The organism is Rhodococcus sp. T7, from assembly GCF_009872365.1.
Classification (GTDB): domain Bacteria; phylum Actinomycetota; class Actinomycetes; order Mycobacteriales; family Mycobacteriaceae; genus Rhodococcus_F.
In genome coordinates, this window is record NZ_WXYH01000389.1 from 895,639 (window position 1) to 919,808 (window position 24,170).

General features: G+C 62.9%; 14 protein-coding genes and 3 pseudogenes. 13 read left to right on the forward strand and 4 right to left on the reverse strand.

Annotated elements, in window-relative coordinates:
- Positions 1 to 263: 263 nt before the first annotated feature.
- Positions 264 to 1,246 (reverse strand): annotated as a pseudogene (locus MLGJGCBP_RS48280) (IS701 family transposase); the annotation flags it as partial.
- 419 nt (positions 1,247 to 1,665) lie between these two features.
- On the opposite strand from MLGJGCBP_RS48280, the pseudogene MLGJGCBP_RS48285 reads away from it, so the two are divergent.
- Together MLGJGCBP_RS48285 and MLGJGCBP_RS48290 are read left to right on the forward strand one after the other, a co-directional pair.
- Positions 1,666 to 2,728 (forward strand): annotated as a pseudogene (locus tag MLGJGCBP_RS48285) (IS110 family transposase).
- Between the two features lie 110 nt (positions 2,729 to 2,838).
- A pseudogene (locus tag MLGJGCBP_RS48290) lies at positions 2,839 to 3,808 on the forward strand (IS481 family transposase).
- A 332-nt stretch (positions 3,809 to 4,140) separates the two neighbouring features.
- Here MLGJGCBP_RS48290 and MLGJGCBP_RS48295 read toward each other — a convergent pair.
- A complete protein-coding gene (locus MLGJGCBP_RS48295) occupies positions 4,141 to 5,067 on the reverse strand; it encodes a LysR family transcriptional regulator (protein WP_160100997.1) in 927 nt (308 codons plus the stop codon).
- A gap of 160 nt (positions 5,068 to 5,227) precedes the next feature.
- On the opposite strand from MLGJGCBP_RS48295, the gene MLGJGCBP_RS48300 reads away from it, so the two are divergent.
- From MLGJGCBP_RS48300 to MLGJGCBP_RS48335, 8 genes are all read left to right on the forward strand, one after another.
- Positions 5,228 to 5,542 carry a 2Fe-2S iron-sulfur cluster-binding protein gene (locus tag MLGJGCBP_RS48300; protein WP_160101000.1) on the forward strand — a complete coding sequence of 105 codons (315 nt, stop codon included), beginning with the start codon at positions 5,228 to 5,230 and terminating at the stop codon, positions 5,540 to 5,542.
- Positions 5,539 to 6,801, forward strand: a complete 1,263-nt coding sequence (locus tag MLGJGCBP_RS48305; RefSeq protein WP_201453269.1) for an NAD(P)/FAD-dependent oxidoreductase — start codon at positions 5,539 to 5,541, stop codon at positions 6,799 to 6,801. Before MLGJGCBP_RS48300 ends, MLGJGCBP_RS48305 begins: the two co-directional genes overlap by 4 nt.
- Positions 6,791 to 7,291, forward strand: coding sequence for an HtaA domain-containing protein (locus tag MLGJGCBP_RS48310; protein WP_160101002.1), 501 nt, complete (start codon positions 6,791 to 6,793; stop codon positions 7,289 to 7,291). The genes MLGJGCBP_RS48305 and MLGJGCBP_RS48310 overlap by 11 nt, the downstream gene beginning before the upstream one ends.
- 56 nt (positions 7,292 to 7,347) lie before the next feature.
- Positions 7,348 to 8,460 carry a zinc-dependent alcohol dehydrogenase gene (locus MLGJGCBP_RS48315; RefSeq protein ID WP_160101004.1) on the forward strand — a complete coding sequence of 371 codons (1,113 nt, stop codon included), beginning with the start codon at positions 7,348 to 7,350 and terminating at the stop codon, positions 8,458 to 8,460.
- Between the two features lie 49 nt (positions 8,461 to 8,509).
- Positions 8,510 to 9,286 carry an HpcH/HpaI aldolase family protein gene (locus MLGJGCBP_RS48320; RefSeq protein ID WP_160101006.1) on the forward strand — a complete coding sequence of 259 codons (777 nt, stop codon included), beginning with the start codon at positions 8,510 to 8,512 and terminating at the stop codon, positions 9,284 to 9,286.
- 150 nt (positions 9,287 to 9,436) lie between these two features.
- Positions 9,437 to 10,711 carry a cytochrome P450 gene (locus MLGJGCBP_RS48325; protein WP_160101008.1) on the forward strand — a complete coding sequence of 425 codons (1,275 nt, stop codon included), beginning with the start codon at positions 9,437 to 9,439 and terminating at the stop codon, positions 10,709 to 10,711.
- Positions 10,712 to 10,817: 106 nt separating this feature from the next.
- Positions 10,818 to 12,215 (forward strand): MFS transporter, encoded by a 1,398-nt coding sequence (locus MLGJGCBP_RS48330; protein ID WP_160101010.1) that lies wholly within the window; start codon positions 10,818 to 10,820, stop codon positions 12,213 to 12,215.
- A gap of 658 nt (positions 12,216 to 12,873) precedes the next feature.
- Positions 12,874 to 14,673 (forward strand): helix-turn-helix domain-containing protein, encoded by a 1,800-nt coding sequence (locus tag MLGJGCBP_RS48335; protein ID WP_160101012.1) that lies wholly within the window; start codon positions 12,874 to 12,876, stop codon positions 14,671 to 14,673.
- Between the two features lie 947 nt (positions 14,674 to 15,620).
- Here the strand turns inward: MLGJGCBP_RS48335 and MLGJGCBP_RS48340 are convergent.
- Together MLGJGCBP_RS48340 and MLGJGCBP_RS48345 are read right to left on the reverse strand one after the other, a co-directional pair.
- A complete protein-coding gene (locus tag MLGJGCBP_RS48340; RefSeq protein ID WP_160101014.1) occupies positions 15,621 to 16,607 on the reverse strand; it encodes a cyclase family protein in 987 nt (328 codons plus the stop codon).
- 459 nt (positions 16,608 to 17,066) lie between these two features.
- Complete coding sequence (locus MLGJGCBP_RS48345; protein WP_160101016.1) at positions 17,067 to 18,680, reverse strand: flavin-containing monooxygenase; 1,614 nt, start codon at positions 18,678 to 18,680, stop codon at positions 17,067 to 17,069.
- Between the two features lie 1,194 nt (positions 18,681 to 19,874).
- Here MLGJGCBP_RS48345 and MLGJGCBP_RS48350 point away from each other — a divergent pair.
- The 3 genes from MLGJGCBP_RS48350 (at position 19,875) to MLGJGCBP_RS48360 (ending at position 24,163) form a co-directional block, all read left to right on the forward strand.
- Complete coding sequence (locus MLGJGCBP_RS48350; protein WP_160101018.1) at positions 19,875 to 21,029, forward strand: NADH:flavin oxidoreductase; 1,155 nt, start codon at positions 19,875 to 19,877, stop codon at positions 21,027 to 21,029.
- Positions 21,030 to 21,384: 355 nt separating this feature from the next.
- Complete coding sequence (locus MLGJGCBP_RS48355; protein WP_160101020.1) at positions 21,385 to 22,944, forward strand: enoyl-CoA hydratase/isomerase family protein; 1,560 nt, start codon at positions 21,385 to 21,387, stop codon at positions 22,942 to 22,944.
- Between the two features lie 34 nt (positions 22,945 to 22,978).
- Positions 22,979 to 24,163 (forward strand): acyl-CoA dehydrogenase family protein, encoded by a 1,185-nt coding sequence (locus MLGJGCBP_RS48360; RefSeq protein WP_160101022.1) that lies wholly within the window; start codon positions 22,979 to 22,981, stop codon positions 24,161 to 24,163.
- Positions 24,164 to 24,170: the final 7 nt, after the last annotated feature.

A 24,170-nucleotide genomic window follows, 5' to 3' on the forward strand; every position in this document is an offset into this window, starting at 1 on the left:
CACCGAGGGCTTCGCCGTCATCGAAGACACTGTCCAACTGGCGCGGTGGATGACCGAATCGAACACCGGGTGGGAGGATGGGAGCGCTTAGATTAGTACTGCAACGACAGTTTGTGATGTCGACGCTTATAGTGGGCTGGCGCGCGCTCTGGCCTGGCTGGCGCGGCGCCAGTTCGACCAGTGCCAGACATGGACGAGAGCGTGATGCACCGGACGAGCGACGCGGTTGAACAATCGCCGGATCTCGTTGATTGTCAGAGGAATTAGTTCTCGGACACCGGTTTCAGATCCCCTTTTTTGAGCGCCGCGGCGCAGGATCGTCAGGAAGGCGGCCGCGGCCATCGACAAGGTGATGTGTCGGTACCAGGCCGGGTACCCACGCACCTGGAAGTGGTCGAGTCCGGTCTCGTTCTTGGTGGTCTGAAAGCACTCCTCGATCGCCCAGCGACTGCCGGTCACCCGGACCAACTCGGCGGGTTCAGTGTCGGCGGGGCCGAAGCAGATGTAGTAGGCAATCTCGCCGAGGTCGGTGATCGACCGGCGGGCCAGCAGCCAGTGACCGCGACCGCGTTCTCGCAGGGGCCGGATGTCGACGACCGCCCAGTCATAGAGCCTGGATCCGTGGGCACCGTCGCCGCAGTTGATCCGCTGCCACGCGGTCGCCGGCAGGTCGGCGATCAGGCGTGGGCTCGGCGCTGCTGTGGCTCCATCGAGATCACCATCTGCGACTTCGGAACGGCGAGAACATGGGCCACACCACGGGATTCGAGCCACAGTCGAAGCTTGCCGACCTGCCCGTAAGCCTCGTCACCGGTCAGCCACCCGAACGGCACACCGGCATCGAGAGCCCGTTCGATCATCGTCTGCGCCAGTTCGGGTTTCGTCGCGAAAGCCACCTCGTCGCCGATCCCGGCGGCCCGGCATCGCTCGCGGTCCTCGGTCCAGGCCCTCGGCAGGTACAACTCGCGATCGATCAGCGCCCGACTCCGGTCGGAGGCGTAGGCGAGAAATACCCCGATCTGGCTGTTCTCGATCCGTCCGGCCGTGCCGGAATACTGCCTGGCCACCCCGGCCGAGCGCGTGTCCTTCTTCAAAACCCTGTCTCGTCGACGATCAACACGCCCTTGTCGGAGTCACCGATCGTCTCGACCACGACCTCACGCACGTCGTCGCGGAGCCCCTCGCAGTCCCAGGAGTAGAAGTTCAGCAGCCGCTGCATGCCCTCCGGGCCCGCATCACCGGCCGCGGGCATCCCGCCGGCTCGGAGCAGGTTCATTGCGTCGGTGACGTCCGTCCAGTGCACATCTCGGCGATGATCGAGGTCAGTTTCCCGACCGCGGTGGCCCTATGGGCCCGACCTTAACCCGATCGAACAAGTAGGCAATGTGAATCCATCGAACTAGGGGTAGTTCCGACTTTTATGAGTGTCGGCGGTCGTGATCGGGTCGGCTACCCGTAACGTCCCGTAGCAGACCGGAGGAGTTGACTCGCATAATTCCTGTCACCCGTCCGTTGGGTTGACCCTGGTGGGGTGTGTCCCCCCTCCCGGTCTGCGTTCGCGGAGTGACTGAAGAGAGGCGTGACCCCAAGCTGCTGTGAGAGGTACTTGAAGTCGGATGTCCTCCGCGGATTCCCCAATCCGAGCAGAGAAGGGAACCGTCTTCCATGATCGTCATCGGCATCGATCCCCACAAGTCCAGCCACACCGCCACCGCGGTCGACCCGGCCACCAACACCGACCTCGGCTCGATCCGCATCGACGCCACCCTCACCGGCTACAAGACGCTGATCGCCTGGGCCAAGACCTGGCCGCAGCGCACCTGGGCCGTCGAGAACGCCTACGGTCTCGGACATCACCTCGCGCAGTGGCTGCTGGCACTCGGGGAGGTCGTGCTCGACGTCCCCACCACCGCCACCGCCCGCGTGTGGGAACTCTCCCGTGGCGGCCGACGCAAGAACGACCGCATCGACGCGGCCGCGGCGGCCTGTGTCGCCGCGATGCAGGGCGACGCCCGCCCGGTCGACTCGGAGGGCTCGGCCGAAATCCTCGGACTGCTCGATGAGCAACGAAATAATATGTCGAGCAGTAGAACTCGGATCATGAATCAGCTTCACGCGCTACTTCGGCAGCTGCTTGCCGGTGGTGCTCCGACCTCGCTGACCGCTGCTGCGGCGGCAGCCTTGTTGCGGGGCTTCCGCGCTAAGAGCGCTGTCGATCGGATGCGGGTCGGGCTGTGTCGGGAGTTGATCGCGGACGTCCGCCGTCTCGACGACCAGCTCGCGGCGAACGAGAAGCAGATGGCCCACACGCTCGACGAGCACGGCACCCGCCTGCGCGAGGTCGACGGGATCGGTGCGGTGACCGCGGCCCGGCTGATCGGCCGCACCGGCCGGCCCGACCGGTTCCCGACCGCGGCGGCCTTTTCGAACTACAACGGCTCGGCACCGGTGCAGATCGCCAGCGCCGACACCGACCGTCACCGCCTGTCCCCGCTACGGGGACCGGCAGCTCAACAGCGCGCTCTACACCGTCGCGGTGGTTCAGATTCGGATGCCCGCCAGCGCCGGGCGCAACTATTACGACAAGAAGATCGCCGAGGGCAAGAAGCCGGCAGCGGCCAGGCCCGCCCTCAAACGTCACCTGTCCGATCACGTCTGGCGCATCATGCTGGCCGACGAAAATCGGTATCTTCGACCACATACAAATCAATCCGACAGAGCTGCTTGACAAACAGAGAGGCACCCAGGCAGGTTGCGTACGGCGTGGCGAATAGAGATAGGTGAGGACCTCCGGTATCGGTGCGGTTACCACACACACGCCGCTACCGAGAGGCTCTCATGACACACCGTAATGCCTTCCTGACTCCACGGGGACGTTCCACACTCGCGTTGCTGGTCCTCGAAGACGGCTGGTTGCTACGCCGGGTAGCGGAGCGGTTCCAGTGCTCGCCGGCGACGGTCAAGAAGTGGGTCGACCGCTACTGCGACGGTGGCGAGGCCGCAATGGAGGATCACTCGAGTCGACCACATCACTGCCCTCACCAGACGCCGACCCACACCGAACGACGGATCATCAACGTGCGGTTCACCCGCCGCTGGGGACCACACCGCATCGCCCACCACCTGCACGTGGCGCGCTCGACCGTCGAGGCGGTCCTGCGGCGTTACCGGATGCCGAAGCTGGCTCACCTCGACCAGGCCACCGGTCTGCCGGTCCGCCGGCCGCCGGCCGCCGCTACGAGCACGACGCACCGGGAGATCTGGTCCACGTCGACATCAAGAAGCTCGGCCGCATCCCGGACGGCGGTGGCCACCGCAAACTCCGCCGCGCCGCCGGACGTCGCAACCGCTCCGGGGTGGGTTACTCGTACCTGCATCACGCCGTCGACGATCATTCGCGGCTCGCGTACTCGGAAATCCTGTGCGATGAGAAGAAGGAGACCGCTTCCGGGTTCTGGTCCCGAGCGAACGACTTCTTCGCGGCCCACCACATCACCGTCACACGGGTGTTAATCGACAATGGATCCTGTTACCGTTAAAAAGCTTTCGCTGATTCTCTCGGCCCGGACATTGCGCACAAGCGAACCAGGCCGACCGACCCCAGACTAACGGAAAAGTCGAACGGTTCAACCGGACGCTCGCCGCGGAGTGGGCGGACGCAGACACCTACCTCAGCGACGAGGCCCGCTCATCGACCTACCAAGCCTGGCTGCATGACTACAATCATCATCTACCCCACACCGGGATCGGCGGTAAGTCACCCATCGAACGCGTCGGCGTTCACAACGTCCCCAGGAATTACAACTAGGCAACCTTTGCCCCCATGCTCGACGAGGTCCGCACAGCGACCGAGACCGGACTCACCCGAGTCGGCACCAACTACGACCTGTGCCACGACTTCCTCAATCACACCGGGCCTCCCCCATGATCACCACTCACTCAATTGCGGAAACATCTTTAACAGGTCTTGCGTTCCAATAGAATTCGTGTCCGAACTTCACGCTATTCGGCTCACTTGACCACCGAACCAGCTGCTCGCGCTCGAAGTCGGTCAACACGAACGCGGCTCCCGGTCGTCGGTTCGAGGCATCACTTACCGATCCGACGCATCGGACAAGCGGGAACAGTCAAGTACCTTCCCTACGGTCTCGATGGAGTGTCCCCGGTCGCATTCTGCGTCGTGGCGGTGATGAATCCGCGCTTCAGGGCCTCCTTGATCCCCATGGCAAACGGCGACAACGGGATCCCCTCCAGGAAGAAGAAATACACCGGAAGAGGCGGCATGGGGATAACCGTGTCGGTCTCGAGTTCCGCGAGACGGTGAAGCCTGTCCGCGAAGCCGGAGATGAGGATCGTGTCGGAGTTGTGGGCGAGCTCGACGAGCAGCGCATAGTCGTCGATCTGCACGTTTGCGGTCAGTGGACCCTGGAGCCCGGATTCGAGCATCGGCACGATGGATGAGTTCCACGCCGTAACGGACGCTTTAGCGTGCCTGGCGATTTCCTCTACGTCCACGACTCCTCGTCCTGTCAGCGGATGGTGCGGGCGGACCCACAGACGCATCGCCGCCGCACCACACAGCTCTTGGCGCACGCGACGGGTTTTCCCGGAGTGTGGTTCCTGACCTAGGTAGAAGTCGAGTTCACCGGCGAGAACGCGCTCCATCATCACGTCGGGGGCCTGGATGGAGACTTCGATCGTCAGATTGCGACTGTCGGTAACGATCGGCTTGATCACATCCGGGAGCAGCATTGCCAGGGTCGGTCCGATACCGATCGTGAGCTTCTTCGGTGCCTCGGTGTCGTCAGCCGCGAGAGTGCGTTCGATTGCCTCGGCGCGAGTGAGCAACTCCTGCACATGCTCGAGGACGGCGCGCCCGGAGTCGGTGAGGAGGATGCCCTTCCTGCCCCTGTCGCGTTTGAGCAGGGTGACGCCGTACCGATTCTCGAGCACCTGGATGTTCCGCGTCAGCGCCGACTGGGACATGTGCAACTCCGTTGCGGCCCGTGCGTAACTGCCTGTCTTCACCAGCACATAAAAGTGATGCAACTTTTGGAGATCGAGCATGCCGGACGCTAGCACGAGGCAGGACACGCCACCCGGGAAACATCGAATTTTGTCATAATTTGAAGTCTAAAAATGCATTGGACAGTTATGTCTGTGATCCGTGACACTTGCTTTCACGGCGAGGCCCGGCACATACGCCCGGGCGGAAGGAGCAGGCACAATGCCGATCATCAAGTTCCAGTCGGTCGATGGCGACGTACACATCGCCGAAGCCGGCGACGGCGAATCCCTGATGCGGGTGGCCGTTCGTAACGAAATTCCTGGCATCGTCGGTGAATGCGGAGGCGAGATGTCTTGCGCCACATGCCACATCTATATTTCCGCCCCGTGGGCGGACCAGGTCACCCCGGCCTCGGCGGACGAGCACGACCTGCTGGAGATCTCCGAGAACTACCGGCCGGAAAGCCGGCTGGCGTGCCAGATCCACGCCTCGGGATTCCTCGACGGACTCGTCGCCGAAGTCGTTGCCGAGTGATCACGTCCGTGATACGACACCATGACACCCTGATCGTCGGAGCGGGGCAGGCAGGTGCTCAAGTCGCGACAGCCCTGGATGCGGCCGGTTATGAGGGTTCTATCGGGATCCTCGGCAGCGAGCTCGTCCCGCCCTACGAGCGACCCCCACTGTCCAAAGGCGTGCTCACGGGCCAGACCGCGACCGAAAGCCTCTTTCTCCGGCCGCCCGAATTCTGGCGAGACGACGACATGGAACTCATGCTCGGAACGGATGTCGTCGCCGTCGACCCCAGCCGACACGTCGTGCGTACATCGACCGGCGCCGAGATCGGCTACGGCAAGCTTGTGTGGGCGACTGGTGGGCGGCCCCGCAGGCTCACCGTACCGGGAGCCGAGCTCGCAGGCGTGCACTACCTTCGTACGCTTCGCGACGCCGAGCGGCTCCAGAGCCACCTGATCACCGCGGCACGTGCCGTGGTGATCGGCGGGGGCTTCATCGGGCTCGAGGCCGCGGCTGCCTTCACCAAAGCGGGGCTCGCCGTGACGGTCATCGAGAGCGCTGACCGCGTTCTCCAGCGGGTGACCTCACCGGCAGTCTCCGCGCACTTCCGTGCTCTCCACCGACGTCACGGGGTCGACATCCTCGAGCGCTCTTCCGTCTCGGAGATCACGGGACGAAACGGGGAAGTCACCGGGGTTCAGCTGGACAACGGTCGGTGGATCGCCGCGGAACTAGTCCTGATCGGCGTGGGGCTCCTCCCCAACGTCGAGGCGCTCCGTGACGCCGGGGCGGAGGGAGTCAACGGCGCCGATGTCGACGACGCCGGGAGCACCAGTTTGCCAGATGTCTACGCGGCAGGTGACTGCGCGAGCATCTCCAACTCCTTCACCGGCCACACCAGGATGCGACTGGAATCTGTCCAGAATGCAGTGGAGCAAGGACGGGTGGTCGCAGCGTCTATCCTGGGCTCGCCCAACCCGCTGAAGCCGGTCCCCTGGTTCTGGTCCAACCAGTACGACGTCAAGTTCAAGACCATGGGAGTGCCCATCGCGTACGACGCCGCGGTCGTCCGTGGCACCCCTCAGTCCGGCGCGTTCAGCGTGGTGTACCTGCGCGACGATCAAGTCGTTGCCGTCGACACCGTCAACAACCTCCGCGACTACGCCCAAGCCAAGGTCCTGATCGAATGCGGCACACGCGTCGACGCGGACCTGGTGCGGTCTCCCGACATGCCGCTCAAGGAGTTCGCCGAGAGGAAACCGGCCCATGTCAGCTGAGCGGAGGACCGGGCACGAACTGTGTTGGGGCGTCAAGGCGTCCCTGCGCGACTACCTCTCCGCCATCGACGGTGAGATCGTGTGCGGAGACGGGGCGGACCAGACCCCAGCCGGCGAATTCATGTTCCCCACCGCTCACCCGACCCATCTCGACTCGAGTCGGTGCCTGCGGTTCCGCGGAACCGTGGTTTTCAGCGCCTACCACGGGATGCTCCTCGTGCGACTTCGAGACCCCTGGGTCATGCTCGCCGGCGCCGTCGGCTCGCTGACGATGATGCATCCGGATTTCGCGGACCGAACCTCCGAACGGATCGAGATCGCCACCTTCAGCCTGCCCGAGCACCCTGATGTTGCGAGTGGGCGCGGCTGGACGATAGCCGTGCCTCGCCTGACGTACGACGGGACCAGGGCGCTCGGGGACGTCTACGGCATCGGCACCGAACTCGACCCCATCCACATCCGGCAGTCTGCCGCGGCAGCACAGCCGTGAACGGCGCAGGAAAATCGACACCCCCTATCTCGACATACCGCTATAAGGAGAAAACTGTGGCATCCACCGCCCGGGCGATTGTCTATGAAGGCCCTCAAACCTTCGCCCTGCGTGATTTCCCCCTGCCGGAGCTGTCTCCGGGAGACCTTCTCGTCGAGGTGCTGCTGTGCGGCATCGACGGCTCCGAACTGCACATGTACCGCGGCGAGATGGAGTGGTTGAACCAGCTTGCCCCGGTGATCTTCGGTGACGAGATCCTCGGCCGGGTCGTTGCGATCGGGGACGACGCTCGCGTCACCCGGCAGCTCGAGATCGGCGACCGCGTCGTAGTGGAGTCGCGGTGGCCCTGTGACGGGTGCCGTGCGTGCGATAGGGGCCAGTACTATCTGTGCGAGACGCGCGGCGGCCTCACCGTCGGCTATGGCACGGTGTCGAGCGCGGAGCCGCCGCACCTATGGGGCGGCTACTCCACCCACACTTTCGTCCCGGCGAGCGCCCTGGTGTACAAGGTGCCCGTCGAGCTGTCCGATGCGGCGGCGCTGATTGCGTGCTCGCCGCTGGCCAACGGCATCCGATGGGTGGAGGCGAGCGGCGCCGCCGCCGCCGACCACGTCACGGTCATCGGGCCAGGAACACAGGGGTTGTCCTGTGCCCTTGCCGCCATTCGCGTCGGTGCCCATGTGAGCGTCATCGGGCTGGAGTCCGACGAGGAGCGCCTAGCGATGGCAGCGACATTGGGCGCGAGAGTCTTTGGCATCGCACCGGGCGAGACGATCGAGCAGACCGCCGCGCGCATCGAGAAGGATGGCGGGCCGGTCGACGCGGTGATCGAGGCGGCCGGCGTCAGTTCGGCCCGCCAGCTCGCTGCTCGCCTGGTGCGACCGATGGGCACGTGGGTGAACGTCTCCGTCGCGACGCCCCAGTCACAGCCGATTGACTGGATGGCGATGATGATGAAGGAAATCACGATCGTCAACCCGATTTCGCATCCCCATACCGTGGGCAAGGCGTTCGACCTTGCGCTCGAACTGTTGCGCGACGGGATCGATCTCGGCGCGTGGATTACCCATGTCTATCCGCTCGAGCGGGCGGCCACGGCAATCGAGGCCGCCTCGTACCAACTGGAAGTCCGACCGGTCAAGGTCGCGCTGGCGCCGTGCCGTCCTTGACGGTCCCGGAACGGACTGAGTAACAGTGCCAATCGATGGAGGAGGTTGCATGTCTGTCAGGCGTGCCAGGGAGTTCGAGTCCATCATCGCGGACGGTGGCCAGCCGGTCGGGGCCTTCGTGACGTCGGTCGACCCGTCGTCGACCCTGATCTACGGCGCCCTCGGCTACGACTGGGTCCTGATCGACCGCGAGCACGGGATGATCGACATCCCCGCGATGGTTGCACATCTCAGAACCGCAGAGGCATACGGGCTGGTGCCGTTCGTGCGCGTGCTCGGCAACGATCCCACATTGATCCAGCAGGCGCTCGACGCCGGTGCCCAAGGCATCCTCGTTCCGAAGGTGGGCTCGGCGGCAGAAGCACGCCGCGCCGTTGCCGCGGGACGGTACGCCTCCGGAGGACGCGGGATGTGCCCCGTCGTGCCCGCCATGGAATTCTCCGGTGCCGCATGGGAGAAACGTCGGCAGGTCGCGAACGACAACGTCATCGTGATGCCGCTCATCGAGACCAAGAGCGGTGTGGACAACATCGAAGAGATCGTGTCCGTCGAGGGCGTGGACTATATCTTCTTCGGACTCGCCGACCTGTCCCAGGACCTGGGCCTCGACATGGTCGCGGACCTGCCCACCATTGTTGAGATGTGGGAGTACGTGGCGGAGACGGCGCACCGACACGGAGTGCGGGCGGGAGCCCCGCTCGGTTACGGCTTCGACCCCCTGGCTGACTTCGGGAGTCTCGTCACCGACCTGATGCAGCTCCAGATGGCCGCTGAGAAGGCGCTGCAAGATCATCGATTGTCTCGGGTTCACGCCCCGGAGATTTAACAGTGAACCCAATTTCGGAAGGACCATGACGTGTCGTACCGGGGTGTGATGCACTCCCCCGGAACCCGCGATCGACCGCGACGCGAATCCCCTATTTGTGACCACATACCGCCGGTGCCGTCGCATCGGCCAACCCGAACAGGAGTGACAATGACCGACTGGTCCGAAATCGACAACAAACTCTTGGACCCAACGTGGTACACCAAGCCGGAAGAATTTCACGCCGGGTTCCGCCAGTTGAGGGATGAGGACCCCATCCACTGGACCGAGAACGACGCGTACGGCCGCCACCATTGGTCCATCACCCGGTACGACGACGTCAAGGAATATCTTCTCGACCCGGCCCGGCTCAGTTCTCGGGAAGACACCCGCGTTCCCCGCTCGCCCAAGCGAAGGACTCCCGAGGAGAAGCACGCCCAGGGATGGGACATCCAGATCGCGACCACCGACGATCCCCTCCACAACCTGTACCGGCGTCCCATCAACAAACACTTCAGTGTGCCGGCCATCGCACGGCTGGCTAACGACGTCGAGCGCATCGTCGACGAGATACTGGCCGAGGTCTCCGAGCGCGGAAGTTGCGACCTCATCGAAGATATCGCGGCACAATTACCGGGGAAGGTGGTCTTCCGGATGCTGGGTGTCCCCGAATCGGACTGGAACTACCTGCAGGAAGCGTGCTGGCAATGGCTCGCGGCGGCGGACCCGCGTTTCACGATCGACGGCGACGAGGTTGCAACGTCACTGTACGGACAGAAGAAACTCCTCGAGTACGGCACCGAGCTCGCGCTCGAGCGGCGCCGCAACCCGAAGGATGACTTCGCCACCGTCATCGGGAACTTGGAGATCGACGGCGACAAGCTCAGCCTCCACGAAATGAAGGTGTGGTTCACGACGATGATCGGAGGCGGTCTGGAGACCACGCGCAATGCGGGTGGGGTCGGGCTGTGGCTCTTCATGCAGCACCCGGATCAGCGCCAACTCCTCATCGACGATCCCAGCCTCGTCAAGGGCGCGGTCGAGGAGGTGCTGCGGTGGGCATCGCCGGCGAAGAACCGACTACGCGTCGCGACGGAGAACTTCGACTTCCACGGGAAACGGATCCGCGCTGGCGACTGGGTGGTGGCGTTCCTGGCGTCGGCGAACCACGACGAGCGGGTGTTCGAGGACCCGCACAAATTCGACATCCGACGTACCCCCAATCCCCACTTGGCACTGGGAGAGGGTATCCACCTGTGCCTGGGACGCAATCTCGCCCGACTGGAATTGGCTACCCTCTTCCGAAAGACGCTGGCCGCCCTGCCGGACCTCCATCCCGTTGACAGTGGAGAACCGACGTGGATCGCTGATCGGAGTGTTACCGGGTTCACCACCCTTCCCGTGGAGTACACACCCGTCAGCTCCGGCGCGATGGAATCGGTTTAAGCGAGGCTTAAGTGTCACCAAAGCCACTGCGGGCGAACGACTATCACATGACCGACGAGTTCGGCATGCACATCGCCTGCCTCAACAACGATGTTAGGAAACTATCGTGGCGATCGAAACAGGGACAACCGACCCGGCCCTCATCAAGCACCTGAGCCGAAAGGCGCTCTGGCACCTCATGCCCTTGCTCGGCTTCCTGTGCTTTGTCTCAATGCTCGACCGAATCTCGCTCGCTTTCGCCGGCCCTCACGGGATGAACGAGGACCTGGCGCTGACCGCAACGATGTTCGGCTTCGTCGTCGGCGTGTTCACGATCGGCTACGTACTCGTCGAAGTCCCCACCGCCGGCTGGGCGACCAAGATGGGGCCCCGCCGGTGGATAATTCGCGTCCTTCTGGTTTGGGGTGCCATCCAGTGCCTTATCGCTTTCGCCCCGAACTACGAGATCCTGGTCGTGCTCCGATTCCTGCTGGGCGCAGCCGAAGGCGGGTTCGCACCGGCCATCTTCTACTTCATCACCATGTGGTTCGTCCGATCCTATCGGCCATTCGGATTCATGCTCATCGGCGGCTTCTATTCGCTGGCGAGCATCGTGGGCCCGATCCTGGGAGCCGGGATCATCAGCATGGGCAACGCAGGCTTCCTGAACTCTCTCAGCGGCTGGCGCATCCTGCTCTTGATCCTTGGGCTCCTGGCGATCGTGGCGGCGATCCCCGCCTCGATCGGACTCGTCGAGAGCCCCAGCAAGGCTCGGTGGCTCTCGGATCCAGAGAAGGAGCAGTACGCGAAGATCCTGTCCGCGGACGCCGAGGTCGCGAACACCCCTCACAAGTCCGTCATCGCCACCATTCGTGACTGGCGGCCCTGGGTCATCGGCATGGGCTATTTCGGGGTCACCTACGCGATGTTCACCATCTACATCTGGACCCCAACGATGGTCTCACAGTTCGCTGAGCGGTTCGGCACGACGTTCAACGTGTATCAATCTGCCCTCCTAGCCGGCCTGCCCACGCTCATCGCCGTCGCATACAACCTCGTGATGTCTCGGCTCGCCGGACGACGTGGATGGAGTGGGAAACTCGTGGCGTCCGGTGCCGTGATCGGTGCAATCGGGGCCCTGTGGACGATCGTGGCAGACGGGCCCGTGCTTCTGCTCATCGCGCTTTCCTTCGTCGGGATAGCCGGCTTGAGCGGCGCCTTCTACATGCCCATGGTGTCGCGGATCTTCGCTGGCGCGGGAGGGTATTCAGCAATCGCCATCGTCAACTCACTCGGGGCCTCTGCGTCCTTCGTAAGTCCCGTCCTCACGGGCTACCTCATCGATGTCACCGGCAACACCAATGCCGGGTTCTTCTTCATTGCCGGCCTGTTGGTCATGAGCGCATTCCTGGGGCTGATGGCGGAACGTTTGGCGAAGGAAGGAGAGCTCGACGACGTGGTGCACCACTCCGCAGTGGGGGGCAACGCCATCAAGGAGACGAGAGTTGATGCACCACGCAGTTGACGAAACGGACTACGAGGCTCCGAGACGACCCGAAATCTCAGCCGCTAGGGGACGCCCCACGACGAGCGTCGGAATCCGATATACCCTCAAACACACAGCAGCGATGGCTACGCGCAAAGTAGACAGGAGATCGCCCGCACCGGTCGCCCAGTTCCGGAATCAGCGTCCATGGCGACTTCGCCAATCCGAGCTCCTCCGGACTCTCTCCGCGGCAACGGACGTGGCTACCTATCGCAGCTCCGGGTGAGACAGGTTGGCGCGATGCCCGAGCCGGGTGCAAAGTTGCATCGCATCGACTGGACGGCCGCACGCAAGGACGCTATCAGCCTTCGCTTCCACCTTCGGGTCGCCGAGTACCATCCCGGTGGAACAAGCTTGGCCATTCGGAAAGCGCCAGCCGAACGCACTCCGGTTGCGGTTCATGGCGTGGATGTGGGACACGATCGCGGCAAACCCGGTCGGCCACCGCGACGAAGCAGCCCGGTCGCTACCGCGGTGAGCTGGTCGAGAGATGCCGCTGATCACCACGGCGGCAGCATCTCCCACAGCCCGCGACCTCAGAACGTAGCGCTGTCCGGCGGGGGAAGGTCGCATGAGAGCCGCCATGTATTCGGTTAAGCTTTCGCGTTGTCGAAGTGCTCTCCTTCAGGAAAGAAATATGAACATCCTCCAGAGCCCCATCGCCGTAGCTCGTGAGAAGTACCGGACCGCCGGCGTGGTTCCACCAACCGAGGTGGTCCGGCCAATCATCTTCGAGTCCTGGAAACGCGCCTTCACGTCTGGTCTCGATCCGGACAGCGCTGCGCCTATTCGAGCAACACACCAGCATGTCGACAGTCAGATGCTCCGGGCCGCCCGCCCAGTGGTCGAGCGGCACCAAGACCTCCTTACCGAGCTGGGTTGCGCTCTGACGCTCACGGACGTAGACGGCTGCATGCTAGCCGCATGGGTCGCCGATCGTCGACTCGAGAAACAGTTCGAGGAAACCAATGTGCAACCGGGCTTCAACCTGGCCGAACGGGCCGTTGGAACGTGGGCCACCGGAATATCCCTCGAAACCGGCGAGAGTGTATGGGTTCTCGGCACGGAGCACATTTTCGACGGCGCCGATTCCCTGATGTCGGCCAGCTGCGCCGTCCTCCACCCGCTGACCAAGCGTCGTTTAGGCGCCCTGGGCATTAGCTGCCGCACGAAGGACGCGAGTCCGTTCGCCTTGCGGTGGATCCAGGACCAAGCAAGGTTGATCGAGAAGCGAATCGCGATCGAGGCATCCACCGGCGAGCAGGCCCTGTTCGACGCCTATGTTGCAGCCACTCGCGACATCCGGCACCCAGTAATCTGCCTGAACGACCGCACTGTGATCAGCAACGGTGCGGCCGCCCGCATTCTGAACGGGCTCGACCAGACCCGGCTCTGGGAAGCCGCATCAGAGGCAACGCACTCGCACATCCGGATACGCTGCGAACTTACTGTGCCGGACGCATCCCCCCCAGTCGCCGTCGAATGCGAGCCCATCACCGACGGAGTGGCTGTGGTGGGCTCCCTCGTGCGAGTCACCCGCGGAAAACCGGGACCCGGTCCATCCCGTCCCGATACTCCGCCCCCCCAACCACCGGATACCAGAATTCTTCCGACCCTCGCTGGGAACAGCGAAGTTTGGCGCGGACTCTGCAAAACCCTAGCGAAAGTCGACGACGATCAAGCCGACACGATCCTGCTCGGAGCGATCGGCACTGGCAAATCCGCAGTTCTTCGCGAGTTCGCGCGACACTCGTCCGCATCGCGGGTGGTGGAACTACACCACCCGCCATCGGACAACGAAGCGTGGTCGGCAAGCCTCGAAGAGGCATTGGAGATACCTGATGGGTTGGTCGTGATCGACGACCTACACAATGTGGACGAACAACATCTCACAAGGCTCCGACTAGCCATGCAACGCCGCCGCAGCGGGTCCTCCCGAGTAGTAGCTACTATGACCATCGACGCCGGCACGGGCCCAGCCGTTCAACAGTTCCTCGACCGTTGGCCAGGTTCCCAGGTGACGATCCCCACCCTCAGAGAGAGGCCCGGTGACATACCCATCCTGCTGGAGTCGCTGACCGCACAGCAGGCTGCATCGCGAAGCCGACCACACTGGAGTTCCGGAGCTGTGCAAGCCGTCGGACGCGTCCCGTTGCCGTCGAATGTCGCTTCGCTCTCCAAGATCGTGTCACTGGTACTGAACAACAGGCTCGGTCCATACATCAATACCCGTGACCTACCCGCGGGCATCCAAGCCATGGCCTCCCGTCGACAACTCGATGGGCTCGAGAGACTCGAAGCACACGCCATCGTGGATGCGCTCATCGCAACAAACGGAAACAAAAGACTGGCCGCAGAGCAGCTCGGTATTTCCCGATCCAGCATTTACCGGAAGATTCGGACCTTCGGAATCGATTTGTCGGCGACAATATACTGATCTCAACGTGAGGGCGGATCGTGACCTTCAGACCCAACCAACTTCGATCGGTGATCTGGACTCGATCTTTCGCGAGCTCGTGATGGCCAACGACTTCGTCTCCGGCACTACCGGCACACCTACGTGACCGCTTCTGTGCCGCGGCGCTGGGATGGATGCGGTGGAGGAGCCGCTCGCACACGCCCCGACAGAACGATCAACACCTACGGGCATTCGACTGCCGAGGACGCCCCGTCGCACCCTGGACGAGGCGGGCTGGTTCACAGGCGCGAGGTGCGGTTGGTGATCCGGCTCGTGGCGAGCTCGCTTGACGGCCGATCGGGGCTCTTCGAGACGCTGATGGCCTCGATTCGCCCCGAGTCCGCGTTCAGATTTGCCGTCCCCTCCCCGGAGATCCGGTGTTTCTGGCCGACGAGTGCACCGTCAGCTGCTGCGGCCGGGTGGCGTCGAAGCGGGGTCCTCTGCCACGTCCTACGTCCTCCCGGGGGCGCCGTGATCGACCCGCTATCGCGACATCACCGAAAAAAGGTTGTGCTCGAGAAGTTATAACCGATGAGTGCGGGCCGCTCGACCGCCCGCGGCAGGTGGATCGTCGGCGCCAAACTCGTCGACTCAAGTATATGGCAAATGCGCGATGACTTTGCACAGCCGTCGGTACAGGGTCCGCGAAGACGATGATCTGTCGACGATGTGTTTGGTTGCAGCGGAATTGACGAGCACGGCGCGGAAGCGTCCACCACGGTTCCGCCCCGCGCTCCAAGCAATTCACCCGGCACCCATGCCCGCTGTCTCAACATCACCCAACGACCTGACGGCGGTCGACCGCATCGGCGTCATTGCGACGCCGATACTCTGCCGACCAGCTCACCACCGTTGCGTACGTCCTCGGACAGGGGCTATCTGTCATCGGTTACGCGACTTTCCGACACCGTGCCTTCGGGAGCAGCTCAGCGTATGACGATCGGGTTGACTGGAGCCCCGGCCCCACCAACGATCTTGAGGGGGGCCGCTGTGTACAGGAAGTCGTAACGCCCATCGGCCGCGCACGCATCGGCGAGATCCTCCAGCCACGCAACTTCGGTGAACACGACCCCGAGATTACGCATGAGCGCGGAGTGCAACGGGATCATGACATCGGAGTTCGGATCCGATGTGACCTCGTTGGCGAAGGAGTCGGTTACCAGGTTTGGGATTTCCTGACCCTGGAACCATTCGACCAGTTCGCGCGAGTAAGTGAGTCCAGGTTCGTTGTAGTCTTCGAAGAAGTTCTCCGGGTCGTTTCGCTCGAACCAGGATGCGGTGATACCTGTCCGAATGCAGAGAATGTCGCGTTTGTCGAGCGTTACTCCCTGCGCGGCGGCCGCAATCTCCACATCGCGATGGTCGAAGGTCTCACCGTTTGACAGACAGTTCTTGTTTCGATGGCGCGCCATATCGATGAGCACACCGCGTCCGACCACGCCCTTCTCGGCAATAGGAAGGATTGAATTTCGGTTCATGGCACCAATGGTCGAGCGGGCGTCGTACCCGTTCCACAGTTTGCCGTCATACCATGCGTGGCCGAGGGAGTCGTACTGTGTTGAGCCTTGCAGGGCCAGCGTGGCCACGTCGTCGCAATAGTGAGCGCCTCCCGGGTACTGCGGCCAGGTTTCGGGAGGGCCGTCCCAACTGGACTCGTCCATCACATTCTTCCGCGTGAACGGTTGGCGTCCCGGCCACAGCGGGTCACCTGGCGCCTCGGTGCGCCCCCACGGCACCTGCAAGGTAAACACGTCACCGGATTGCACGGTACTGATTCCCTTGAGAACCTGGGGGGATTGCAAGTAGTTCAGGCTGCCCACCTCGTCGTCTGGGCCCCACTTGCCCCAGTTGCTCGGTGCGTCGGAGCCTAACAGTTCTTGAATGGACGAAATCCGATTTGATGTCGAAGTCATGAGTCTCCTTCTTTCTTGAATGAATCAATGAGTGCGCACCAAGGTCGGCAGACAAGCTCGAGCGATGAGTGGACTACGGTATCCGTGATTTCAATTGCGTTTCAGAGAGCCGACGCAATTGACCGACCCGGACACCCCACGACACCGCGTGCTCGTTGACACGAAATATCTCGCAAGGAGCTAGTTGCGAACAGAACGATTAAGGTGGGCGCAATGGTCCGATAGCGGATCTCCTACCGAGCCCCATCGCCGAACTCTGGCGCTATACGCACGCCCTCTTATTCCCTGCGAAATAGTCCGCTGAAGGAGAGCTGGTCGGTCCCTCGTCGCTGAGGGACGGGATGGCCCGCTCGACACCGTAGAGATGCCGGCGATCCAAACTAGGCAGTCCCCTACACTCGACGCACGGTCGTCATCGACGATCTCCAACTTGGTTGTGTCAATGTGCCGAGTCCACCTTCAGCGATCCGAGAAGGTGAAGTTCGGGAACCCCTTGTCGCGTTCTTCGGTACTCCGAGCCGTGTAGTCATTCGCGTGACCGAGGTAGAATAGGGGTGAGATCGGCTTCCCCTCGATGTTCGCGCCGATGAACCATGAGTTGACGCGTGCGCCCTCCTTCGCGAGCAGAAGGGGGGCGTTCAGTTCGAGTACCTCGCTGCGCCAGGCATCGGCAGCCTCGATGGTCGCTTCGATGGTCGTCGCACCGCGCTGCTGGGCAGTGGCGATGATACGGTCGATCCAATCCCCGTTGATCTCGACTGTGGTGGGTACGTTGCCTGCCGGCATGGTGGGTCCGACCATCGAGAAGAGGTTCGGGAAGCCGGGAACAGCGTATCCGAGGTAGTTCCACGGGCCATCCGCCCAGACTTCCTCGAGTGCCTTTCCCCCTCGGCCACGAATCCCCAGGCGTGTAAGGGCGCCGGTGACCGCATCGAACCCAGTCGCGAGAATGACGATATCGAAAGCGGTTTCCTCGCCTCCCACGACGATTCCGTTCGCTGTGAACCGCTGGATCGGAGTCCGCCGCAGGTCGACGACGTTGATGTTGTCTCGGTTGAACGTATCGTAATAGCCTTCGCTCGTGGGCACACGCTTGACCCCGTAGGGGTAATCTGGGGTCAGCAACGCAGCCATCTCCGGATCCTTGACTGCCGAATGAATTTTCGCGCGAACGAACTCAGCTGCGGTGTTGTTGGATTCTTCGTCAATACCCAGATCGGCGAAGGTCGCCATGGCCATTGCGAGCCCGCCCGCCGACCACGCCGCCTCGTACACGGCTCTACGTTCCGCCTCAGTCACTTCCTTCGCAGACACCCCAGCGAGCGTATACGCCTGCGCATAGGGATTTGCGCGCACCTGCTCCTGGATCGTGTCGTGCTCGTCGCGGATACGCTGACGATCACTATCGTCGAACTTTGGACTATTGAACTGGGATACGTAATTCGGTGTGCGCTGGAGGAGGGTCAGGTGCTCGGCCTGTTGGGCAACGATTGGCAGAAGTTGCACTCCGGACGAGCCCGAGCCGATGACGGCGACCCTCTTTCCTGCGACGTCGACCCCCTCTGCAGGCCAACGGCCAGTGTGGACGATCTGGCCGGCAAATGTATCAATACCTTCGATCTGCGGTCTGTGCGGCGCGGAGAGGATGCCGACGGCTGTGATGAGGTATTTGGCGGCTACCACGTCACCATCGTGTGTGCGCACGATCCAGTGCGTGCCCTCATCGTCCCAATCAGCGCTGACCACCGTGGTGTTAAAGTTGAAGAGAGGGCGAAGGTCGAGCCTGTCGGCCACGAAATTGAGGTAAGCCAGGACCTCCTGCTGGGTCGGGAATAGCTCACTCCACTTCCACTCGTCTCGGATCTCCGCCGAGAATGTATAGCAGTAAATATAGGACTTACTGTCGGTACGAGCGCCGGGATAGCGATTCCAATACCATGTGCCACCAACCCCGCCGGCGGCCTCGAATCCCTGCACCGTCAATCCGCGATCGCGTAGTCGGCGGACTGCATCGAGACCGGCGAAGCCCGCTCCCACAACTACTGCATCGACATTCCGAATACTGCTCTGCATCGATATTTCTCCTTCATTTCAGCGCGCCTCGGCGTCGAGCAGCCGCGGGGACTTCGGGTAAGGCCATGGAACCGGCGACCTGTTGGGATGAAGCAGCGGCTCGACTCAGAACAGAGCTGCTGTGCTGCAGGCAGTGAAGACGTCAAAGTTGGCATCTGACTGGGCTTCCCGCGTTCGAGGACTGTCGGTTCCCACCTTGTTGCGTTGTGCCTGGTGCCGAACCGGGTTATCATCGAGGGTTCCTTCGACGACTGTGACTTCGTCTCGATCCTTTCTGTTCCCGAGCCGACGGGATCGGCGTATCGGCGCCGACTACTGCAAGGGCAGGGAAGTTTTCGCACCGCTCCGCGAGGCAGTCGCGCCGTGAAGTCGACTTGGCTGGGGCGGGGTGGTCAACTGCCGCAGCGACCTCACGCGGACTCAACATATTCACCACCCGTGTGATCGACAACACGGCGTCCGAAATTGACACACCATCCGCCCGGCGAGAGTTCCCGCTCGTTGGACGCTGTTCAATTCATCCGAAGATCAGCAGGAGCCACGCAGTGCGGGCCTCGGTGGCGACCGGCAGGGCAGTGATCACAGGGAGCATGGGACCCGAATTCGTCATGATCAGCGGGTCGAGTGGGACGACGCCAGCTCTCCTTGCAGAGAATACCGTCAGCACCAGCCGTCCTGACTGTCTGCCATCGAGAGGGGCGACAGCCTCGCCGCCACCGGGAGGGCGGTTTCCGTGGCTCGACGAATCAGTTCGACTCGATGGAACGAGACTTGTTGGAACCACTGGCACCAGCTACATTCCCAAGTGCGTGGTTCGAATATGGTTGGATCCTGACCGAGGATTAGAGGCTACAACGCCCCGGATCGCGCAGAGATTGAGCTCACGGCCCGCCCTGCTGTTCGCGTGCCCCGGCCGACGACTGGGCCCGGAGCGCCGATGTCGGGCGAGGCCGTTGGACACGGCGGACTGCTCGACTCTGTCATGCCCAGGTCCGCTCGATGAACTCGGGGCCGGGGCAACTTCGGGCCGCTCTGCCGCAATTGACGCACATGTCGCGGCAATTGGACCTCGACACCTTTTCCGCGACTGCTCGACGCGATGCGCGCCGAGCGCACCACCGACTGACGGGTATCTGCACAAACGGCCGCACGCGAATGCGGGACGGCTGTAGTTCAACACGAGTGGGAGACATTATGACCGACCTGCGTGTCGGGAGCACCGACTTCAATCCGGCAAGCACGCTGCTCGATGGCGCCGACATTGCACCACTGCTCGAACCGTTCGATGCGATTCCGGGACTGAGCTTGTCGAACAGATTCGTGATGGCCCCGATGACCCGGAAGTTTTCCCCCGGCAACGTGCCCGGCGGCGACGTCGCCGACTACTATGCCAAACGTGCCCCGTCGCTTGGCCTGATCGTTACCGAGGGAACTTACGTTGACGAGTACTCCGCTGGTGCGAGCAGCCGGGTTCCTGTCTTTTACGGCGACGAACCTCTGTCCGGTTGGCGCACGGTAGTCGACGCCGTCCACGCACGCGGCGGGCGCATCATCCCGCAGCTGTGGCACCTCGGCGCCACCCGTATTCCCGGCGCCGGCCCGATACCGGACGCCCCGGTTGTTAGCCCGTCCGGTATCGGGCTCAGCGGAGAACAGGTCGGCGAACCGGCCGGTGCGGCAACGATCGCGAGCATCGTCGATGCGTTCGTTCGCGCTGCGGTCACCGCGAAGGAGGTCGGCTTCGACGGGATCGAACTGCACGGGGCCCACGGCTATCTGCTCGACCAGTTCATCTGGGAGAAGACCAACCGGAGGACCGACACTTATGGTGGGTCGATAGCGAACAGGATGCGGATCAGCGCAGAGATCGTCGTCGCGATCCGCGAGCGGGTCGGCGCCGACTTCCCGATCTCCTACCGCTTCTCGCAGTGGAAGACCGGTCACTACGATGCCCGCATCGCGAATTCCCCGGATGAGATCGAGCAGATGCTTACTCCGCTTGTCGAGGCCGGTGTCTCGATGCTGCACGTCTCGACCCGACGCTACTGGCAGCCTGCGTTCGACGGCTCCGCCCGCACCCTCGCGGGCTGGACCAAGCAGGTGACCGGGCTGCCCGTGATCGCCCTCGGCTCCATTGGTGTGGCGTCCCCGTTCGGGAGCAACCCGGCAGAGCAACAGCCAAGCCTGAGCCTCGCACCGCTGCTCGATCTGTTCGAACGCAACGAGTTCGACCTCGTCGCGCTAGGCCGGGCAGTACTCGCCGATCCGCAATGGGTGGCGAAGGTCGCATCCGGCGATCTCGATGCGATCCGCCCGTACTACAAGGGTATCGAGTCCGTTCTCGTCTGATCTCCGTCGTTCCCGGACCCGCGGCGACCTTCACCTCGGATACCCTTCGGATACTGTCACGCGGCGGCGCGTTCCCGCGGTCGCTCGTGTCCTATTCCTCGCGTGCCGTCGTAGTATCCGGTGACCCTCGGCTCGGTCGCTCCGTGTTGGCGCCGACCGATCCGCCGAACCCCTGTACAACTGGCATGTACCAATCTGGCACAGGCCCTTTCCGGAAATGCGTCTTCCGTCATACTGTTCCGTCTGTCCGCCTCAGCGGACTTGCCAGCCACCGACGCACTCGTTTCGTAACCGGGCACCGGCAATTCGGGCGCCTGATTCGTTCGACAATACTTGTAGAAAGCCGGGGCACACTATGACGGATGACCAGCAACCGCCTCTGGGCGTCCACCCTGACCCCCAACCGGCGCTGGTCGTCGACCGTGACGCAGATGCCATACACGTCGAGCGTGGCGTCGCCCGCCTCCATGTGAACAACCAGACGTCCTGGTCGAATCTCAGCGAAGAGTTGAGTAACGTTGACGCCGATCAGCGTATCGTGTGTGTAGTTCTCGATGCGGACCCCAACGTGTTCGACCTCATCTCGCGCTGCGGGCAGGACGACGTCCAGCGTCTCACTGACATCCTCACTCGGCTCCGTCAACCCGTGATCGTGACGATACGAGGACGATGTACCGCAGACGGCGTGGCAGTGGTGTTGGCGTGCTCGGTCATTGTTGCGAGCACGTCAGCAACCATCGGAGGCTTGAACCCGCCTCCCGTGCCGTTCGGGTCTGTCGACTACGCAAGACTCAAAGCTCGCCTGGGCACCGGTAAGACCAACCTCCTCTACCTCAGTGGTCGGACCGTGCGTGGTGCCGAGGCCGAGCGTATCGGCCTGGTCGATATGGTGGTTCCCGACGATCGGATCGACCGAACGGTCACCGAACTCGCGAGTGAAATCAGCGAGAGGGCAAAAGACGCGTGCGATATCGCGTCTACCCAGACCGATGTAAGGCGCGCACCACGGACAGCCGGACGCACCGGACAAGCACAAGCACCTGCTGTCGCCGCCCAGCCGAACCAAGACACGGGCGCAACGCTGAGCGATCCTCGTCGGACGGTAGACTGGACGACCCGGCTGGTCGAGCCCGGATTCACCGTGCTCGAGCATGGAGCGGCCGTGAAAGTTGTCTTCGACCGGCCCGAAGTTCTGAATGCCTTCGATTTGGACATGACGCGGGCGTTTCAGCGGATCATGGAGGATCTAGGTGCCGACAGCACAGTACGTGCAGTAATGCTTACCGGCCGCGGTCGAGCATTCTCGGCGGGCGCCGACCTGGGGGATTCCTTCAGCGCCGAGAGGCGCTCTGGCCTCGCCGACCACCTCCGACGGGTGACAACACCGACGATTCTCGCGATTCGGCAGATGCCCAAACCGGTCGTGGCCGCCGTCAACGGACCCGCGGTGGGTGTCGGATGTTCGTTTGCGCTGGCATCGGACATTGTCATCGCCAGCGAGTCAGCCAGATTCGTCCTCGCCTTCAGCAAGGTCGGACTGAGCTTGGACGGTGGAGCCAGCGCGACCCTCGTCGCACGGGCCGGTTTCTCAACCGCGATGAGCCTGTCCCTGACTGGACGACCGATTGTTGCGCAGGAGGCACTGGCCCGTGGCCTCATCGACGAGGTGGTCTATGCCGACGAATTCGAGGCCGCCGCGCAGGACCGCCTCTTGGCTCTGGCTGCAGGTCCGACTCGGTCATATGCCGCAACCAAGCGGATCTTGAATGACAGCGTATTCGGCACCCTTACAACGCTTCTGGACCGTGAGGCAGAACAGCTTGCCGAATTGGTCGAAACTGCTGATTTCGACGCGGCCATCACAGCGGCCAGATCCCGGGAAAGGCCGAGGTTCGTCGGATTCACCGATGCATGAATAGTTCGACCACAAACACCTAGGAGGTGGGATCATGGACTTCACATTCACAGGCGAGCAGGAACAGTTCCGCCAGGAACTGCGCGATTTCCTCGCCGAGCACGAGAACCCGGAATGGCGAGGACTTTTCGGGTCGAATTCCGAGGAGATCATCCCGTTCACGCGCGAGATCTGCCAAGCACTTGCCAAGCGTGGCTGGCTGACCTTGTCGTGGCCCGCCGAATACGGGGGCAGCGACGGCGATCTGTGGTCACAGATGGTGTTGCGGGAAGAGATGTGGGCGGCGGGTGAGCCTCGGGGCCCGCAATACATGAACCTGAACTACATCGGCCCCATGATCATGAAGTTCGGAACCGAAGAGCAGAAACAGCGGTTTCTGCCACCGATGGCACGGGGCGAAGTGATCTGGACTCAGGGCTTTTCGGAGCCGGGTGCAGGCTCCGACCTGGCGTCGCTAACGACGCGGGCCGAGGACCGCGGTGACCATTTCGTCGTCAACGGGCAGAAGATTTGGAACAGCTACGCAAGTTCCCCTGCCGATTGGTGCATGCTCCTCGCCCGCACCGACAGCTCAGGACCGAAACAGGCCGGTATTTCGGTGCTCTTGGTCGACATGACCACTCCCGGTGTCGTTGTCAGGCCGATACGGTCGATGGCGGGCATGGGAGAAATCAACGAGATCTTCTTCGAAGACGTGATCGTACCCAGAGACAGCCTGCTGGGCAGTCAGGACGATGGCTGGCCATTGATCAACTACGGACTGTCCTTCGAACGCACCGGCATCGCTATGCATAGCCGCGCCGCACGGACAATCGACCGGGTGATCCAACACGCCCGCAGCACGGTCCTCGACGGCCGTCCACTCAGTGACGACCCTGCCGTACGCGCACGACTCGCCGACGTCTATTGCCGCTACCGTGCAGCACGCCTGATCAGCTATCGCATCACGTCGATGGTCGAGGCTGGTGAAGATCCGGTGGCCGAGGCCTCGATGGCCTGGATACATGGCGCACAACTGACCCAGGATGCGGCAGCGGCCGGCCTGGACGTGCTGGCGGCGGCCGGCCAACTCCTGGAAGAAGAGGAAGAAGCGCCGATGAACGGAGCGATAGAGCGGGAATGGGTCGAGATGCTCGCTATGACAATCGCGGGTGGTACATCGGACATACAGCGCGCAATCGTGTCGCAGCGCGGCCTCGGCCTACCTAGGGCTCGGTGATCAGACC